The sequence below is a fragment of the Pseudomonas sp. HMSC063H08 genome (assembly GCF_001813645.1).
In the GTDB taxonomy this organism is placed as follows: domain Bacteria; phylum Pseudomonadota; class Gammaproteobacteria; order Pseudomonadales; family Pseudomonadaceae; genus Pseudomonas; species Pseudomonas aeruginosa.
In genome coordinates this window covers 39,162-56,709 of record NZ_KV813476.1, presented here as the reverse complement: position 1 = coordinate 56,709, position 17,548 = coordinate 39,162, and the positions used below count along the sequence as shown (strand labels likewise).

Here is a 17,548-nt window from a genome sequence, read left to right as displayed (position 1 = left end):
CCCATGGCAGCCAAAGTCCTGCTGGTCGAAGACGACCGCGCACTACGCGAAGCCCTCAGCGACACCCTGCTGCTGGGCGGTCACGAGTTCGTCGCCGTGGACTCGGCGGAGGCGGCGCTGCCGGTCCTGGCCCGCGAAGCCTTCAGCCTGGTGATCAGCGACGTGAACATGCCGGGCATGGACGGACACCAGTTGCTCGGCCTGATCCGTACACGCTACCCGCACCTGCCGGTGTTGCTGATGACCGCCTACGGCGCGGTCGATCGCGCCGTCGAGGCGATGCGCCAGGGCGCCGCCGACTACCTGGTCAAGCCGTTCGAGGCGCGGGCGCTGCTCGACCTGGTGGCACGCCATGCGCTGGGCCAGTTGCCGGGCAGCGAGGAGGATGGTCCGGTGGCCCTGGAGCCGGCCAGCCGGCAGTTACTGGAACTGGCCGCGCGGGTCGCGCGCAGCGATTCCACCGTGCTGATCTCCGGCGAGTCCGGGACCGGCAAGGAAGTCTTGGCCAACTATATCCACCAGCAATCGCCGCGTGCCGGCAAGCCGTTCATCGCGATCAACTGTGCGGCGATCCCGGACAACATGCTCGAGGCCACCCTGTTCGGCCACGAGAAAGGTTCCTTCACCGGCGCCATTGCCGCCCAGCCCGGCAAGTTCGAGCTGGCCGACGGCGGCACCATTCTTCTCGACGAGATATCGGAAATGCCCCTCGGCCTGCAGGCCAAGCTGCTGCGCGTATTGCAGGAGCGCGAGGTGGAGCGGGTCGGTGCGCGCAAGCCGATCAACCTGGATATCCGCGTGCTTGCCACGACCAACCGCGATCTCGCGGCGGAAGTCGCGGCGGGGCGTTTCCGCGAGGACCTCTACTATCGCCTGTCGGTCTTCCCGCTGGCCTGGCGGCCGCTGCGCGAACGCCCTGCGGACATCCTGCCGCTGGCCGAGCGTCTGCTGCGCAAGCACAGCCGCAAGATGAACCTCGGCGCGGTGGCGCTCGGCCCCGAGGCCGCCCAGTGCCTGGTCCGGTATGCCTGGCCGGGCAACGTACGGGAACTCGACAACGCCATCCAGCGTGCGTTGATCCTGCAACAGGGCGGCCTGATCCAGCCCGCCGACCTGTGCCTCACCGCGCCGATCGGCATGCCGCTCGCGGCCCCGGTGCCCATGCCGGCAATGCCACCGGCCACCCCGCCGAGCGTCGAGATTCCGTCGCCGGCCGCAGGCCAGGACGCTAGCGGCGCGCTGGGCGACGACCTGCGCCGCCGCGAATTCCAGGTGATCATCGATACCCTGCGCACCGAGCGCGGCCGCCGCAAGGAGGCTGCCGAGCGCCTTGGCATCAGCCCACGGACCCTGCGCTACAAGCTCGCCCAGATGCGCGACGCGGGGATGGACGTGGAGGCCTATCTCTACGCCATCTGAGTGCTCGCCATGTTCCCCAGGCCCGCCTCGTGCGGGCCTTTTGCGTCCGCCGCCGGTCGTCGCCCGGGGCTGTTCGAGCGTGCGCGCCTGCCGATAACCGGAGCAGGGACGGACCCTGCAGCGGTCGCGGGCATTGGCGGCGAACGCCGATGCCGGGCCTTGGGGTCGACTTGGCACCCTTGTTGCTAACTCCTCTGCAAAGTGCCGGGCGGCGTCAAAAAAGCCGCGGCTGTTGGAGGAAGAGTCATGAGTCAGGGTGTCGAGTTCAATCGTCTGATGCTGGAAATGCGTTCCATGCAAATGGAAGCCATGGCCAAGGCCAAACCGGTTCAGGCGCCGGCCGAAGTGGGGGCGCCGAGCTTTTCGGAAATGCTCTCCCAGGCCGTGGACAAGGTGAACGAGACCCAGCAGGCCTCCACCGCGATGGCCAACGCCTTCGAGGTCGGCCAGAGCGGCGTCGACCTGACCGACGTGATGATCGCCAGCCAGAAGGCCAGCGTGTCGTTCCAGGCCATGACCCAGGTGCGCAACAAACTGGTCCAGGCCTACCAAGACATCATGCAGATGCCGGTCTGAGCGGCGCGAGGATAACTAGTTCATGGCCGATGCACTGATCGACAGCCAGGTTCCCGCCAAGAGCGGCGGTGCCGGGATGCTGAAGAAATCCTTCCCGGGACTGTCGTTCCTCGACAACCTTTCCGAGATGACCATGCTGCGCCAGATCGGCCTGCTGGTCGGTCTCGCCGCCAGCGTGGCGATCGGCTTCGCCGTCGTGCTCTGGTCCCAGCAGCCGGACTACAAGCCGCTCTATGGCAGCCTCAACGGGGTCGACGCGAACCGTGTGGTGGAAGCGCTGACCGCGGCGGACATTCCCTACAAGGTCGAACCCAACTCCGGCGCGCTGCTGGTCAAGGCCGACGACCTCGGCCGGGCACGCATGAAGGTGGCCTCCGCCGGCGTGGCGCCGACCGACAACAACGTCGGTTTCGAGATCCTCGACAAGGAACAGGCGCTGGGCACCAGCCAGTTCATGGAAGCCACCAACTACCGCCGCGGCCTGGAAGGCGAGCTGGCGCGCACCGTGTCGAGCCTGAACAACGTCAAGGCCGCCCGCGTGCACCTGGCGATCCCGAAGAGTTCGGTGTTCGTCCGCGACGACCGCAAGCCCAGCGCCTCGGTGCTGGTCGAGCTGTATCCGGGTCGCAGCCTGGAGCCGAGCCAGGTGATGGCGATCGTCAACCTGGTCGCCACCAGTGTGCCGGAGCTGGACAAGTCGCAAGTCACCGTGGTCGACCAGAAGGGCAACCTGCTCTCCGACCAGCAGGAACTCTCCGAGCTGACCATGGCCGGCAAGCAGTTCGACTTCACCCGGCGCATGGAAGGCCTGCTCACCCAGCGCGTGCACAATATCCTGCAACCGGTGCTGGGCAACGGTCGCTACAAGGCCGAGGTGTCCGCCGACGTCGACTTCAGCGCGGTCGAGTCGACCTCGGAGATGTACAACCCGGATCAGCCGGCCCTGCGCAGCGAGCAACGCAACAACGAGGAACGGCAGAATTCGTCCGGGCCGCAGGGCGTGCCGGGGGCGCTGTCGAACCAGCCGCCGGGCCCGGCCAGCGCTCCGCAGCAGGCCACCGCCAGCGCGCCGGCCGACTACGTCGCGCCGGGCCAGCCGCTGAAGGACGCCAACGGCCAGACCATCATCGATCCGAAGACCGGCAAGCCGGAGCTGGCGCCGTACCCGACCGACAAGCGCGACCAGACCACCCGCAACTACGAACTGGACCGCTCGATCAGCTACACCAAGCAGCAGCAGGGGCGCTTGCGCCGACTGTCGGTGGCGGTGGTGCTGGACGACCAGATGAAGGTCGACGCGAAGACCGGCGAGGTCAGCCACCAGCCCTGGAGCGCCGACGAACTGGCGCGCTTCACCCGCCTGGTACAGGATTCGGTGGGCTACGACGCCAGCCGCGGCGACAGCGTCAGCGTGATCAACGCGCCGTTCGCCCCGGCCCAGGCCGAAGAGATCGACAGCATTCCGTTCTACTCGCAGCCGTGGTTCTGGGACATCGTCAAGCAGGTGCTCGGCGTGCTGTTCATCCTGGTCCTGGTGTTCGGCGTGCTGCGTCCGGTGCTGAGCAACATCACCGGCGGCGGCAAGGGCAAGTCGCTGGCCGGCGGCGGCGGTCGCGACGGCGACCTGGCGCTGGGTGAGAGTGGCCTGGAAGGCTCGCTGGCCGACGATCGGGTGAGCATCGGCGGGCCGTCGAGCATCCTCCTGCCGAGCCCCACGGAGGGGTATGATGCGCAATTGAACGCGATCAAGAACCTGGTCGCACAGGACCCGGGCCGCGTCGCCCAGGTCGTGAAAGAGTGGATCAACGCCGATGAGTAAGTGCCATGAGTGAGAATCGTCTCGCCGCCAAACTGACCAAGGTCGACAAGGCCGCCATCCTGCTCCTGTCGCTCGGCGAGACCGACGCGGCGCAGGTGCTGCGGCACATGGGACCGAAAGAGGTGCAGCGGGTCGGCGTGGCCATGGCGTCGATGCGCAACGTGCATCGCGAACAGGTCGAGCAGGTGATGGGCGAGTTCGTCGAAGTGGTCGGCGACCAGACCAGCCTCGGCGTCGGTGCCGACGGCTACATCCGCAAGATGCTCACCCAGGCCCTCGGCGAGGACAAGGCCAACAACCTGATCGACCGCATCCTCCTCGGTGGCAGCACCAGCGGCCTGGACAGCCTGAAGTGGATGGAGCCGCGTGCCGTGGCCGACGTGATCCGTTACGAACACCCGCAGATCCAGGCCATCGTGGTCGCCTACCTCGATCCCGACCAGGCCGCCGAGGTGCTCAGCCATTTCGACCACAAGGTGCGCCTGGATATCGTCCTGCGCGTCTCCTCGCTGAACACCGTACAGCCCTCGGCGCTGAAGGAACTCAACCTGATCCTGGAGAAGCAGTTCGCCGGCAATTCCAACGCCACCCGCACCACCATGGGCGGGGTCAAGCGCGCGGCGGACATCATGAACTACCTCGACAGCTCCATCGAAGGCCAACTGATGGATTCGATCCGCGAGGTCGACGAAGACCTGTCCGGACAGATCGAGGACCTGATGTTCGTCTTCGACAACCTCGCCGACGTCGACGACCGCGGCATCCAGGCGCTGCTCCGGGAAGTCTCCTCGGACGTACTGGTGCTGGCGCTCAAGGGCTCCGACGAGGCGATCCGCGAGAAGGTCTTCAAGAACATGTCCAAGCGTGCCGCCGAGCTGCTGCGCGACGACCTGGAGGCCAAGGGGCCGGTACGGGTCAGCGAAGTGGAAGGTGCGCAGAAGGAAATCCTCACCATTGCCCGGCGCATGGCCGAGTCCGGCGATATCGTGCTGGGCGGCAAGGGTGGCGAGGAGATGATCTGAGGTGGTCCCCCACGACAAGGACAAAGACAATCCCAGCGAACTGATCCGCGGCAAGGACGTGGCGGCCTTCGGCCTCTGGTCGTTGCCGAGCTTCGACGAGCCGCGCGACGAGCCGGCCGTTGCCGCGCCGCAGGTGCCCGCGGTCGCCGAACCCGCGCCGGCGCCGCCGGCGGTGGAAGAGGTCGAGCTGGAGACCGTCAAGCCGCCGACGCTGGAGGAAATCGAGGCGATCCGCCAGGACGCCTACAACGAAGGCTTCGCCACCGGCGAGCGCGACGGTTTCCACGCCGGCCAGTTGAAGGCGCGGCAGGAAGCCGAGGAGGCGCTGAAGGAGCGCCTGCAAAGTCTCGAGCGCCTGATGACGCAGCTCCTGGAACCCATCGCCGAGCAGGACGCCCTGATCGAGCAGGGCATGGTCAACCTGGTCAACCACGTTGCCCGCCAGGTGATCCAGCGCGAACTGCACATGGACTCCAGCCATGTCCGCCAGGTCCTGCGCGAGGCTCTGAAGCTGCTGCCGATGGGCGCGGCGAACATCCGTATCCATGTCAACCCGCAGGACTTCGAGCGGGTCAAGGCGCTGCGCGAGCGCCACGAAGAGAGCTGGCGGATTCTCGAGGACGATTCGTTGCTGCCCGGCGGCTGCCGCATCGAGACCGAGCACAGTCGCATCGACGCGACCATCGAGACGCGCCTGGCGCAGGCAGTGAAGCAACTGTTCGAGCAACAGCGCGAACAGGCGACCCATCCGCTGGCCAGCGACATCCGGATCGACCTCGACGCCCCCGGAGACGTCGATGCGCCTTGAGCGAACCAGTTTCGCCAGGCGCCTGGAGGGCTACACCGAGGCTGTCTCGCTGCCGACGCAGCCGGTGGTCGAGGGCCGCCTGCTGCGCATGGTCGGCCTGACCCTCGAAGCCGAAGGCTTGCAGGCTGCGGTCGGCAGCCGCTGCAACGTGATCAACGAAAGCGGCTACCACCCGGTGCAGGTGGAGGCCGAAGTGATGGGCTTTTCCGGTAGCAAGGTGTACCTGATGCCGGTCGGCAGCCTCGCCGGCATCGCGCCTGGCGCGCGGGTCGTGCCGCTGCCGGACACCGGGCGCCTGCCGATGGGCATGTCGATGCTCGGCCGGGTGCTCGACGGCGCCGGCCGCGCCCTCGACGGCAAGGGCGGGATGCGCGCCGAAGACTGGGTGCCGATGGACGGCCCGACGATCAACCCGCTCAAGCGCCACCCGATCAGCGAACCTCTCGACGTCGGCATCCGCTCGATCAATGGCCTGCTCACGGTCGGCCGCGGCCAGCGCCTCGGCCTGTTCGCTGGTACCGGGGTGGGCAAGTCGGTGCTGCTGGGGATGATGACCCGTTTCACCAGGGCCGACATCATCGTCGTCGGTCTGATCGGCGAGCGGGGTCGCGAGGTGAAGGAGTTCATCGACGAGATCCTCGGCGAGGAAGGCCTCAAGCGCTCCGTGGTGGTCGCCTCGCCGGCCGATGACGCGCCGCTGATGCGCCTGCGCGCCGCGCAATACTGCACGCGGATCGCCGAGTACTTCCGCGACAAGGGCAAGAACGTATTGCTGCTGATGGACTCGCTGACCCGCTACGCCCAGGCCCAGCGCGAGATCGCCCTGGCCATCGGCGAGCCGCCGGCGACCAAGGGGTATCCGCCATCGGTGTTCGCCAAGCTGCCGAAGCTGGTGGAACGCGCCGGCAATGCCGAAGCCGGTGGCGGCTCGATCACCGCGTTCTACACCGTGCTCTCCGAGGGCGACGACCAGCAGGACCCGATCGCCGACGCCGCTCGCGGCGTGCTCGACGGGCACTTCGTATTGTCCCGGCGGCTGGCCGAGGAAGGCCACTATCCGGCCATCGATATCGAAGCTTCGATCAGCCGGGTGATGCCGCAGGTGGTCGAGGCCGAGCACCTGCGCGACGCCCAGCGCTTCAAGCAGCTCTGGTCGCGCTACCAGCAGAGTCGCGACCTGATCAGCGTCGGTGCCTACGTGGCCGGCGGCGATCCCGAGACCGACCTGGCCATCGCGCGCTTCCCGGTCATGCGCCAGTTCCTGCGCCAGGGCCTCGACGAAAGCGAAAGCCTGGCGGAAAGCCGTGCGCGGCTGGCGGGCCTGCTCGCCGGCGGGCAGGCCTGAGGCGCCCTGAGGCATGGAGAAGCGTGCGGCGCGGCTGGCGCCGGTGGTGGACATGGCCAGCAAGGCCGAGCGGGATGCCGCGACCCAGCTGGGCAAGTGCCAGCAGCAATTGCTCGCGGCACAGCAGAAGCTGGCGGAGCTGGAACGCTACCGCAACGACTACCAGCAGCAATGGATCAGCCAGGGCCAGAAGGGCGTCAGCGGCCAGTGGCTGATGAACTACCAGCGCTTCCTCTCGCAACTGGAGACCGCCGTTGTCCAGCAGGCCAACAGCGTGACCTGGCACCGCGAGGCGGTGGACAAGGCGCGGCTCAACTGGCAGGAGAGATACGCCCGCCTGGAAGGGCTGCGCAAGCTGGTCGAGCGCTACCTGGAAGAGGCGCGCCAGGCCGAGGACAAGCGCGAGCAGAAACAGCTCGACGAACTCGCCCAGCGTACCCGCCGCCAGGACGACTGACGACTCAGAAGAACGGACGCGACGCCTTCAGCATGAACGTGGTGTCGCAGTAGCTGTTGTGTCCCGAGTAGGCGCTGCAATCGCTGCCGGTCAGGCTGGTGCCGCTGTAGGACAGGTTCAGGTCGATGCCCAGCCAGGGCCGCGAGAGGTTCACCGACCAGTCGTTGAAGACGCTCACGTAGCCCCCGCCGCTGAGGCTCGCCGGGTTGTCCAGGCGATGGTTGCCGTACTTCAGGGTGACGTCGAAACCGAACGGCGGGTTGACCCCGAGGTCGGCGAACAGGGTGGTGTCGTTGCGCCCCGGGTCGCTGCTCAGGGCCGCGCCGAGCCGGCTGCCGAAGATCGACAGGCCGCCGTAGAGTTCGGCTGCGTCGTTGGCCGGCTGCTCCGGGCGGCTGTAGCGGATCAGGCCCATTTCGTAGCCCAGGCGGTTGTTCAGCGGGCGCTTGAAGCCGGCGTAGGAGTCGATCTCGGTGGGCTTGCCGGGGTCGAGGTTGGAGGTCCAGTTGCCGATGTACCAGCCACTTTCGTGGCTTAGGTCGAGGCCGCCGTGGAAACTGCCGGAGCTGCCCGGGGTGACCAGGCCCTGGGCCATGCTGCGGGTCGGACTGGTGGCCAGCTTGAGTTCGAAATCGCCCAGGTCGCGGGCCATCACCTGGGCCAGGGCCGAGGAGCTGGCGAGCAGGGCACAGGTGAGCACGAGCAGGTGCTTGAGCATGGTTCTCCCCTGGTAAAGCGGACAACGGCGCTGCGCCGGTCTTCCCGCACGACGCCAACGGCAAGGCCGCGGCATGGGGCCGGGCGAGGTCGGGCAGGTCGGAAGGGCAGGAAGAGCGGCGAGCTAGAGCGCCACGGACCATCTTAACCAAGGTTCGGGCGGCTGACCGACCGCTCGTCAGGGCCGGCCGATCAATTGTTACCGCAGGCTTTCCGCGAGGCTGGCCAGGCGAATCACTTCCACCCGGTTGCGACCGCTGCTCTTGGCCCGGTAGAGAGCCTGGTCGGCGGCGCTGTAGAGCTGCTCGTAGCTGGCCTGGCCGCCTCCGTCGAGGCTGGCCACGCCGAAGCTGGCGGTCAGGCAGAGCACGCCGTCCTGCGTCGCCAGCGGGGTACCTTCGAGGCGTTCGCGGAGTTTTTCCGCAAGGCTGCGAGCCTGCTGCTCGGCGGTGTCGGGCAGGAGCAGGAGGAATTCTTCCCCGCCCAGGCGCGCCACGCTGTCGCTGCTACGGGTATTGCCGCGCAGCAGGTTGGCGGTATGGCGAATGACCTCGTCGCCGAAGGGGTGCCCATAGCGGTCGTTGATGTACTTGAAGTGATCCAGGTCGACCATCAGCAGGCTCAGCGGCTGCGGTTGGCGAGCGATGCGTGCGAGTTCCATGAGCACCAGCTGGTCGAATTCGCGACGATTGAACAGGCCGGTCAGCGGGTCGTGACCGGCCAGGTACTCCAACTGGCGATTCTTCTCCTCCAGCTCCTGCCGCTGCAACTCCAGCTTGCGTTGCTGGCGCAGGTTGCGCACGTGCCCGTGCCAGAGGATCAGCGACAGCAGCAGGCCGAGGCCGAACGCGGTGAGGCCGTTGGCCTGGTTCGACAGGCGCAGTTGCGGGTCGGCCTGGGCGTAGCCCATCGCCAGTTGGAAGACCAGCATGGCCAGGCCGTAGAAAGGCACGGCGTAGGCCGGGCGGATCAGGATGAACATGGCGCAGGCGAAACAGGCCAGCAGCAGCGGCGTGATGTTGCTGGTGATGCGCTGGTCGATGCAGGCGATGGCGACGCCGAAGCCTATGATCCCTGCGCCGCCCAGCAGGATCAGCAGGCGCATGCGCCACAGCTTGGGTGGCTGGCGGCGCAGCCATAGCGCGAGCAGGCCGATGCCGCCGAAGAGCAGGGCCATGGCGCCATGGGCGTACATGATTTCCTGGCGCCAGAGCTGATGGCCGAGGTCCGGGCGGAAGTCCTTCAGGGAAAACACCAGGATGTGGATCAGGTTGAAGGGGACGGTCAGCAGCGCGAGGTGGGTCAGACGCGAGAGATTCTCCAGGGCGATGGGAAGGGCCAGGGACGAATTCACCTCGATGGCGTGCTGGATCGATTCGAGCGTCGTTCTGGCCACGTTCTGCGGGTCCGCGTGGGCGCTGTGCCATCACAGCATAGCAGCGTCGCGACGGCCGCCCTATCCGGCTTTCCGGGCCGGTCGTCCGGTTTGCACGGGCGTACCTGGCGCCGCTTTCATTCCGGCAGCCGCCTGGCCAGCAGCAGTGCGACCAGGCCCAGCAGGCTCCAGTACGCCGCCAGCGGCCAGGGACGGTCGAACGGTAGCAGGGTGGACGCGCCCAGTCCGAGGCCGATCAGCAGGTAGTAGGCGAGCCCGAACAGGGCTCCGGCGCGTCCCCGGCAATCGTCGTAGGCGTGCAGCGCCGGACCCAGCAGGTTGGGAATCGCCACGCCGAAGCCGATGAAGATCGGCAGGGCCGGCAGGGCCCAGGACAGGCCTTCGGCGTATCCGCCGGCGGCCAAGAGCGTCTGCGCTGTCGCGCCGGCGGCCGCCAGCGCCAGGCCCAGGCGTACCCGGCGAGCGCTGTTCCAGGTGCGCGGCAGGCGTCGGTTGAGCAAGGCGCCGAGGCTCCCGGCAATGGCGATGGCCAGGCCGATCCAGCCGAAGCCCAGGCCGGGCAGGTCGCCGACCATGAACGGCCCGGCGGCGTAGAAGGAGAACACCAGCACATTGAGCACCGCCACCAGCAGTGCGCGCGTTTGTAGCGGGCGGTCGGCCAGGACCCGTCGGAAGATCGCCAGGGTCGCGGGCTCGGGCGTGCCCGCCAGCAGCGGACGGGTTTCCGGCCAGGCCGGGACGACCAGCGCCGCCAGCGAGGCGAGCAGCACCGCCAGGGTGGCGAACACCGCCGGGTGCCCGCCGAGGTCGGCCAGCCACTGGCCGCCGAGGGGGCCGACTGCCGGCGACCAGGCCAGCACCGCGCCGAGCGTGACGAAATAGCTCATCAACGCCGGGCCTTGCAGCACATCGCGCAGGCTGGCCTGCACCGTCACCGAGCAGGTCGCCAGGCCGAGGCCCTGGACCAGGCGACAGGCAAGCAGGTAGGAATAGTCGGTACTGGCCCAGGCACCGAAGGTCGCCAGGGCCGCCAGGCCGAGCCCGCCGAGCAGAGCCGGGCGCCGGCCGAGGCGGTCGGCCAGCCAGCCCCAGAGCCAGATGCCGGGGGCGAAACCGACGAAGAACAGCGCCATGGTCCACTGGCTGGTAGCGTCGTCCAGTCGCCAGTGGCTGGCCAGGGCCGGCAGCGCGGGGGAAAGGATGGTTTCGGCGACTTGCGGCAGGGCTAGCAGGGCGAGCACCAGCAGCAGGGGAGGGCGAGGACGGTCAGGCATGATGGCTCCGGAAAAAAGAGCCAAGCCTAGGCCGCCTGCGCCTGGCAGAATGCTGCGGTCAGGACGGAAAACATCGCGAAGAGGACAAGGTGCCGCGCTATCCCTACGAACGGGTCGAGGATCCCGATCTCGCCCGCTGCCCGGTGGTCGGCCTCGAGGTCGACAGCACCGGCCACCGCAGCGACTGGCATTGCCACCGGCGCGCGCAGTTGCTGTACATGGCGGCCGGTAGCGTCACGCTGTATTTCGCCGAGCGCATTTGCCAATTGACGCCGCTCCAGGCCGCCTGGCTGCCGGCCGGCGTGCCGCATCGCACGGTCCTGCACGGGCGCTTCGCCTACCGTAGCCTGTACTTCGAACCCTCGGCGTTCGCCGAGCTACCGGACAGCGTCCAGGTCCTCGAGGTCGGGCCGCTAATGCGCGAACTGATCCTGCGCATGACCGGTTGGGCAGCCGACTTGCAATTGGAAGGGCCGCACCTGACGCTGTTGCGCGCACTGTTCGATGAACTGGCGAGCGCGCCGGCACACGCCGCGAGCCTGCCGATGCCGCGCGATGCGCGGGCGCTGAAGGTGGCCGAGGCGCTGCTGGCGCAACCCGCGCTGGACTGGAGCATCGAGGCATGGGGACGCGAGGTCGGCGCCAGCGGGCGGACCCTGGCGCGTCTGTTCACCGAGCAGACCGGCCTGGGTTTCTCTCGCTGGCGAACCCAGGCTCGCTTGTTCGAAGCGCGGAGACGCCTGGCCGAAGGCCGCTCGGTGACCGAGGTCGCCCACGCCCTGGGCTACGCCAGCGACAGTGCGTTCATCGCCATGTACCGGCGGGTCTGCGGGCAGTCGCCGGGGCGCGCCCTGCGTGGCCTCGAATGAGCGCTCAGAAGCGTTCGTGGAGGCCGAGGTAGCGCCATTCGCCGAGCGGTAGCCTGGCCAGCGACAGCGCGCCGATGCGCAGGCGGCGGATGCTCCGCACTTCCAGCCCCTCGCTTTCGCACATGAAGCGCAACTGGCCGGGTAGCACGTCTTTGAGGGCGAAGCGCAGGTGGCTTTCGTTCTGCCAGCTGACCTTGCACGGCGATAGCCTGCGGCCCTGGTAGGCGAGGCCGTGGCGCAGGCGCTCGAGGCCGCCGGCGGCCAGGTCGCCGGCGACCTCGACCAGGTATTCCTGCTCCAGCCGTGCACCGTCGTCCACCAGCTTGCGCAGTACGCCGTGCTGCTGGCTGAACACCACCAGCCCGGAAGCCTCGCTGTCCAGCGCCAGGGTGGGACGCTGGCGGGCGAAGTGTTTTTTCAGCGCTCGCAAGGGACTGGGGTCATCGCTCCAGCGTCGCCCCGCGGCGAGCAGACCTTCGAAATCGTCGTGGCGCCAGCCGGCCGGCTTGTGCAACAGCAGGGTGGCCGGTTCGATCGTTTCCGCGCGGGCGCCCGGCAGCAGCTCCACGCGCTGGTCGAGCACCTTGAACTGTGGCTCCTCGATCACTTCGCCGTCGACGCTGACCCAGCCGCCCTCGATGTACAGCTCGGCTTCGCGGCGCGAGCAGGCGGTGAGTTCGGCGAGGCGTTTGGACAGGCGGATCGGGTCGGTCATGGCGAGGCTACTGGAATGAAAGACCGCCAGTTTACTCGTTGTGGCGATGGGCGCCGAGGAATGATTCGGCGCCCGCTCGGTCCCAACTTAAGGAACCGGAGAGGAGACCCTCATGCAGTCACGCCTGATCGATGGCCTGGAATGGGACCTGGACGAGGATGGCAGCGGCGGCCTGTGCAACGTCCATGGCGACAAGGTCCATCTGCGCCAGGGCGACATGGACGGCGCCTGCGGGCCCTACTGCCTGGTCATGGCGATGCTGGTCCGCGGCCAACTGCGCCGGCGCCAGGCCAAGGGCCTGGAGCGGGTCGACAGTCGCAGTCGCTACGGGCGCCTGATGAAGGCGCTGGACCAGCACGGCCCGCTGCTGCGCGTCGGCACCACCGGCGTCGACCTGCTGGAGCTGCTGGCCGAGATCAACGATACCGAGCATTTCGCCCTCAAGGGCGAGGGGCGTAGGTTGGTCCGGCACACCCGCGAATACCTGGAGGCCGGCTTTCCGGTAGTGCTCGGTTTCCACGGCCGCAAGGGCAGCGATATCCGCCACTGGGGCCTGGCCATCGGCATGAGCGAGCGCGCCTTCCTGCTCCTCGACCCGGCCCACGACCTGCCGCGCGGGCAGGCCTGGAACGCGGTGATCACCAGCGAGGCGCACGGTTCCCGGTTCGGCTATCGCTATATCAATGCCAAGGGCACCTGGGCGGTGACCCTCAAGGAAATGGTCGCCTTGCTTTGAGGGGCGGGTTTGTTACAGCCCGTGTGCGGACCGCCAGGCGCGGCGGATCTGCGACTAGAGTGGTGTTTTTGCTTGGGAAGGAGAGAACGCATGCCGGGCCTGTCTTTGAATGCCATCCTGCTGAGCGCTGTCGCACTGCTCGCCCCGTCGGCCGAGGCGGTGGACGCCGGTCGCCACGACAGCGAGCTGGGCGCCGTCGAGGTCACCCCGGTGGTTGGCGGTCTGGCCTATCCCTGGGCCGTCGCCTTCCTGCCGGACAACCAGGGCATGTTGGTCACCGAGCGGCCCGGCAGCTTGCGTTTCGTCAGTCCCGAGGGCCAGTTGTCGGCGCCGCTGGAAGGCGTACCCAGGGTCTTCGCCAGCGGCCAGGGGGGCCTGCTCGACGTCGCCTTGTCGCCGGGGTTCGCCGAGGACCGGCTGGTCTACCTGACCTATGCCGAGGCCGGCGAGGACGGCCGCGCCGGAACGGCGGCGGGACGCGGCCGGTTATCGGCGGACAAGCGACGGCTGGAGGGCTTCCACGTGATCTTCCGGCAGTTGCCGAAGCTTTCCAGCGGCCATCACTTCGGCTCGCGCCTGGTCTTCGACGGCAAGGGCCACCTGTTCATCGCCCTCGGCGAGAACAACCAGCGCAGCACCTCGCAGGACCTGGACAAGTTGCAGGGCAAGATCGTCCGCCTGTATCCGGACGGCGGCGTTCCCAAGGACAATCCCTTCGTCGGCCGTACAGACGCGCGGCCGGAGATCTGGAGCTATGGCCACCGCAACCAGCAGGGCGCCGCGCTGAATCCCTGGACCGGCCGGCTCTGGACCCACGAGCACGGCCCGCGCGGCGGCGACGAGATCAACATACCCCAGGCCGGCGGGAACTACGGCTGGCCGCTGGCGACCCATGGAATCAACTACACCCTGCTGCCGATCCCCGAAGCCAGGGGCAAGGCCGTCGACGGTACCGAGGCGCCGCACCATGTCTGGGAGAAGTCGCCGGCGATCAGCGGCATGGCGTTCTACGATGCGCAGCGCTTCCCGGCCTGGCAGCACAACCTGTTCATCGGCGCGCTGGCGACGCAGGAACTGATCCGCCTGCAACTGGATGGCGACCGGGTCGTCCACGAAGAGCGCCTGCTGGGCGATCTCGGGGTGCGCATCCGCGACGTGCGGCAGGGCCCGGACGGCTATCTCTACCTGCTCACCGACCAGAAGGACGGGCAATTGCTGCGCCTGGGGTTGGCGCGCTAGCCTTCAGCCTTGGTTGCGTTTGAGCTGGACGTAGAGCGCCTCGACCTTTTCCCGGGCCCAGGGCGTCTTGCGCAGGAAGGCGAGGCTGGACTTGATGCTCGGGTCGTTCCTGAAACAACGAATGTCGACCCGTTTGCCAAGCTCCGCCCAGCCGTGGTGGGCGACCAGTTCGGTGAGCAGTTTTTCCAGGGTGACGCCGTGCAGTGGATCGGGATGGCCAGGCATGAAGGGCTCGGGATTCAGGCAATGAAAAAGGGGATGGAGCGTGGCACATCTGCGTGCCGGCCTGCCATCCCCTTCGTAGTCCCCGGCGAGGGGCGGGCGATCAGCGCTTCTTGCTGATGGTGATCTGCCGCGACGGGCCGTAGACCTGGCCGCTGACGCCCTTGGCGATCTTCTGGATCTCGCCGCCGGCCTGGAGGAAGGCGGCGACCTGCGCTTCGATGGATTCGCGGGTTTCGACCGCGGGAGCCGGCTTGGCGGCTTTCGGCGCGACGGTTTTCTTCATGATGGCCATATCCGGGGACCTGTCTCTGCATTAAATATGGCCGTTCATTATAACCGAAGCGGCGTTTTATTTCATCTTGAATATTGTCGATCAGATTTCGGACGTAACCTGCTGTTTTCTATAAAGTCCGTTAGGCAATACCCGAGCGAGGCGCTGCGGCATTGGCGAGCCGGCGGCGAACTGCTCGAGGTCTCCGCGGCTGGATGTCCCGCCGACCCCGGGCGACGCAGGATACCGCCAGGTGGATAACTCCTTCGCGCATCCCGGCATGAATTCCAATGTTTGCACTAATTGAGCGAGAAAGTTCTCCGGGACTCTAACTCGCCTATATCGAGAATAATGAAAAGTTCACGATTAGTTATCGGCTAAGTTGCCCGGATATATACGTCGATATCATCGCGCTGCCGGCCGGGGCATGCATCGCCTCGCTGCGTTCCCGGTGCTAACCTGCGGAACCCCAGCCGCCGAGCGAGCGCCGCATGCCAGCCATTCTCTCCTCCCGCCAACGTATCGCCCTGCGCCTGGCCTGGCGCTTCATGGCGCCTTACCGCTGGCGCATGCTCGGGGCCCTGGTGGCGTTGCTGTTCACCGCGGCGATCACCCTGTCCCTGGGCCAGGGCATCCGCCTGCTGGTGGACCAGGGGTTCCTCACCGCCTCGCCCGAATTGCTCAATCGCTACATCCTGCTGTTCTTCGTGCTGGTGCTCGGCCTGGCCGTGGGCACCTTCGTGCGCTTCTACCTGGTGTCCTGGATCGGCGAGCGCTTCGTCGCCGATATCCGCAAGCGCGTGTTCGACCACCTGATCGAGTTGCATCCCGGTTTCTACGAAACCAACCGTAGCTCCGAGATCCAGTCGCGCCTGACCGCCGACACTACGCTGCTGCAGACGGTGATCGGTTCCTCGCTGTCGATGGCCCTGCGCAATGCCCTGATGCTGGTCGGCGGGGTGCTGCTGATGTTCGTCACCAACGCCAAGCTGACCAGCATCGTGGTGCTGGCATTGCCGCTGGTGATCGCCCCGATCCTGCTGTTCGGCCGCCGCGTACGCAGCCTGTCGCGGGAAAGCCAGGACCGGGTGGCCGACGTCGGCAGCTACGTCGGCGAAACCCTCGGCCAGATCAAGACCGTGCAGGCCTACAACCACCAGGCGCAGGATCGCCAGCGCTTCGCCGGCACCGTCGAACGCGCCTTCGACACCGCGCGCAAGCGCATCGCCCAGCGCGCCTGGCTGATCACCGTGGTGATCGTGCTGGTGCTCGGCGCAGTCGGCATCATGCTCTGGGTCGGCGGCCGCGACGTGATCGCCGGCAGCATCTCGGCCGGCGAACTGGCCGCGTTCGTCTTCTACAGCCTGATCGTCGGCATGGCCTTCGGCACCCTCAGCGAGGTGATCGGCGAATTGCAGCGCGCTGCCGGCGCCGCAGAGCGCATCGCCGAGCTGCTCAGGGCGCGCAGCGAGATCCGCCCGCCAGCGCAACCACGCAAGCTGGCGGCGCGGGTGAGCGGGAGGATCGAATTGCAGGCGGTGCGCTTCGCCTATCCGACCCGTCCCGAACACTGGGCCATCGACGACATCAGCCTGGCCGTCGAACCGGGGGAAACCCTGGCCCTGGTCGGACCTTCCGGTGCCGGCAAGTCGACCCTGTTCGATCTGCTCCTGCGTTTCTTCGATCCGCAGCAGGGACGGCTGCTGCTGGACGGACAGCCGATCGTCGAACTGGACCCGGCCGACTTGCGCCGCAGCTTTGCCCTGGTGTCGCAGAACCCCGCGCTGTTCTTCGGCAGCGTCGAGGAAAACATCCGCTACGGCCGTCCGCATGCCAGCGCCGCCGAGGTCGAGGCCGCAGCGCGTGCCGCGCATGCCCACGAGTTCATCCTGGGTCTGCCGCAGGGCTACGCCACCCACCTGGGCGAGGGCGGCATCGGCCTGTCCGGCGGCCAGCGCCAGCGCCTGGCGATCGCCCGGGCGTTGCTGGTAGACGCGCCGGTGCTGCTGCTCGACGAGGCGACCAGCGCCCTGGATGCGGAAAGCGAGCACCTGATCCAGCAGGCCCTGCCAGGCCTGATGAGCGGACGTACCACCCTGGTGATCGCCCATCGCCTGGCCACGGTGCAGAGCGCCGACCGCATCGCGGTGATCGACCAGGGGCGGCTGGTGGCGATTGGTAGCCACGCCCGTCTGATCGCCGAGAACCCGCTCTATGCGCGCCTGGCGGAACTGCAGTTCGCCGTCGGCGGACGCTAGCTTCAGAGCGGCTTGTCGATACCCGCGTACTGCTTGTCCAGCTCGTCGATACGCTGCGCGTAGGCACGGGAGAGGCAGTCGGTGTCGCCACCGCAGCGCCGGCGCTCACGCAGCCAGTCCTGCTGCTGGTCCTGCATGGCGCCGCGGCCGCCCATGGCGAACAGGCCGCGGAGGAAGTGGTACTTGACGCTCATCTCGACGTCCTTGTCGTTCAGCGCCCGGTTCGCGCAGATGGCCTTTTCGTCCGCTCGCTCAGCCTTTTCGCAATCGAAGCTGGCCGCTTCGGCCAGGGGCGCCAGCAGGAGTCCGCCGAGGGCGAGGAATGCCAGGTGCTTCATGCCGTTCTCCGTTTCGCCTGGTTGCTTGCGAATCTTCGACGCCAGCGACGGCGCTGGGTTCAGC

Annotated in this window: 18 protein-coding genes; 11 read left to right on the top strand and 7 right to left on the bottom strand. The window is 67.5% G+C overall.

The window, feature by feature from the left end:
- The first annotated feature begins 3 nt into the window (after positions 1-3).
- The 7 genes from fleR (at position 4) to fliJ (ending at position 7,446) form a co-directional block, all read left to right on the top strand.
- Positions 4-1,419 carry a sigma-54-dependent response regulator transcription factor FleR gene (gene fleR / locus HMPREF2924_RS19460; protein ID WP_003133921.1) on the top strand — a complete coding sequence of 472 codons (1,416 nt, stop codon included), beginning with the start codon at positions 4-6 and terminating at the stop codon, positions 1,417-1,419.
- Positions 1,420-1,665: 246 nt separating this feature from the next.
- Complete coding sequence (fliE, locus tag HMPREF2924_RS19455; RefSeq protein WP_003086454.1) at positions 1,666-1,995, top strand: flagellar hook-basal body complex protein FliE; 330 nt, start codon at positions 1,666-1,668, stop codon at positions 1,993-1,995.
- Between the two features lie 22 nt (positions 1,996-2,017).
- Positions 2,018-3,814, top strand: a complete 1,797-nt coding sequence (gene fliF, locus HMPREF2924_RS19450; RefSeq protein WP_003109118.1) for a flagellar basal-body MS-ring/collar protein FliF — start codon at positions 2,018-2,020, stop codon at positions 3,812-3,814.
- Positions 3,815-3,819: 5 nt separating this feature from the next.
- Positions 3,820-4,836, top strand: coding sequence for a flagellar motor switch protein FliG (gene fliG / locus HMPREF2924_RS19445; protein ID WP_003082212.1), 1,017 nt, complete (start codon positions 3,820-3,822; stop codon positions 4,834-4,836).
- A 1-nt stretch (position 4,837) separates the two neighbouring features.
- Positions 4,838-5,644 (top strand): flagellar assembly protein FliH, encoded by an 807-nt coding sequence (fliH, locus tag HMPREF2924_RS19440; RefSeq protein WP_003082217.1) that lies wholly within the window; start codon positions 4,838-4,840, stop codon positions 5,642-5,644.
- Positions 5,634-6,989 (top strand): flagellar protein export ATPase FliI, encoded by a 1,356-nt coding sequence (fliI, locus tag HMPREF2924_RS19435; RefSeq protein ID WP_003133919.1) that lies wholly within the window; start codon positions 5,634-5,636, stop codon positions 6,987-6,989. Before fliH ends, fliI begins: the two co-directional genes overlap by 11 nt.
- Positions 6,990-7,002: 13 nt before the next feature.
- A complete protein-coding gene (gene fliJ, locus HMPREF2924_RS19430) occupies positions 7,003-7,446 on the top strand; it encodes a flagellar export protein FliJ (RefSeq protein WP_003133917.1) in 444 nt (147 codons plus the stop codon).
- A 4-nt stretch (positions 7,447-7,450) separates the two neighbouring features.
- Here the strand turns inward: fliJ and HMPREF2924_RS19425 are convergent, their stop codons facing one another.
- The 3 genes from HMPREF2924_RS19425 to HMPREF2924_RS19415 all read right to left on the bottom strand — a co-directional run bounded on the left by HMPREF2924_RS19425 (position 7,451) and on the right by HMPREF2924_RS19415 (position 10,833).
- Positions 7,451-8,164, bottom strand: a complete 714-nt coding sequence (locus tag HMPREF2924_RS19425; RefSeq protein WP_003086461.1) for a TorF family putative porin — start codon at positions 8,162-8,164, stop codon at positions 7,451-7,453.
- A 198-nt stretch (positions 8,165-8,362) separates the two neighbouring features.
- Positions 8,363-9,559, bottom strand: a complete 1,197-nt coding sequence (gene roeA / locus HMPREF2924_RS19420; RefSeq protein WP_003116321.1) for a diguanylate cyclase RoeA — start codon at positions 9,557-9,559, stop codon at positions 8,363-8,365.
- A 116-nt stretch (positions 9,560-9,675) separates the two neighbouring features.
- Positions 9,676-10,833 carry a multidrug effflux MFS transporter gene (locus HMPREF2924_RS19415; RefSeq protein WP_023094831.1) on the bottom strand — a complete coding sequence of 386 codons (1,158 nt, stop codon included), beginning with the start codon at positions 10,831-10,833 and terminating at the stop codon, positions 9,676-9,678.
- Between the two features lie 89 nt (positions 10,834-10,922).
- Here HMPREF2924_RS19415 and HMPREF2924_RS19410 point away from each other — a divergent pair, with 89 nt between their 5' ends.
- A complete protein-coding gene (locus HMPREF2924_RS19410; protein WP_003082235.1) occupies positions 10,923-11,702 on the top strand; it encodes an AraC family transcriptional regulator in 780 nt (259 codons plus the stop codon).
- A gap of 4 nt (positions 11,703-11,706) precedes the next feature.
- On the opposite strand, the gene HMPREF2924_RS19405 is transcribed toward HMPREF2924_RS19410, so the two are convergent.
- The gene (locus HMPREF2924_RS19405) at positions 11,707-12,417 is read right to left on the bottom strand and encodes an rRNA pseudouridine synthase (protein ID WP_003086466.1); all 711 of its coding nucleotides are present in this window, start codon (positions 12,415-12,417) and stop codon (positions 11,707-11,709) included.
- A 112-nt stretch (positions 12,418-12,529) separates the two neighbouring features.
- Between HMPREF2924_RS19405 and hcuA the strand changes: the two genes are divergently transcribed.
- A complete protein-coding gene (hcuA, locus tag HMPREF2924_RS19400) occupies positions 12,530-13,153 on the top strand; it encodes a hydrophobic compound transporter HcuA (protein ID WP_003082239.1) in 624 nt (207 codons plus the stop codon).
- Between the two features lie 90 nt (positions 13,154-13,243).
- Entirely contained in the window at positions 13,244-14,392 is a 1,149-nt protein-coding gene (hcuB, locus tag HMPREF2924_RS19395) for a hydrophobic compound transporter HcuB (protein WP_003133903.1), read from the top strand.
- Between the two features lie 3 nt (positions 14,393-14,395).
- Here the strand turns inward: hcuB and HMPREF2924_RS19390 are convergent, their stop codons facing one another.
- Positions 14,396-14,617: a VF530 family protein gene (locus HMPREF2924_RS19390; RefSeq protein ID WP_003082243.1), complete on the bottom strand. Its 222-nt coding sequence runs from the start codon at positions 14,615-14,617 to the stop codon at positions 14,396-14,398.
- A gap of 100 nt (positions 14,618-14,717) precedes the next feature.
- Entirely contained in the window at positions 14,718-14,909 is a 192-nt protein-coding gene (locus HMPREF2924_RS19385; protein ID WP_003109112.1) for a hypothetical protein, read from the bottom strand.
- A gap of 470 nt (positions 14,910-15,379) precedes the next feature.
- On the opposite strand from HMPREF2924_RS19385, the gene hcuC reads away from it, so the two are divergent.
- Positions 15,380-17,146 (top strand): hydrophobic compound transporter HcuC, encoded by a 1,767-nt coding sequence (hcuC, locus tag HMPREF2924_RS19380; RefSeq protein WP_003086478.1) that lies wholly within the window; start codon positions 15,380-15,382, stop codon positions 17,144-17,146.
- A 2-nt stretch (positions 17,147-17,148) separates the two neighbouring features.
- Here the strand turns inward: hcuC and HMPREF2924_RS19375 are convergent, their stop codons facing one another.
- Positions 17,149-17,484: a lysozyme inhibitor LprI family protein gene (locus HMPREF2924_RS19375; protein ID WP_003133901.1), complete on the bottom strand. Its 336-nt coding sequence runs from the start codon at positions 17,482-17,484 to the stop codon at positions 17,149-17,151.
- Positions 17,485-17,548: the final 64 nt, after the last annotated feature.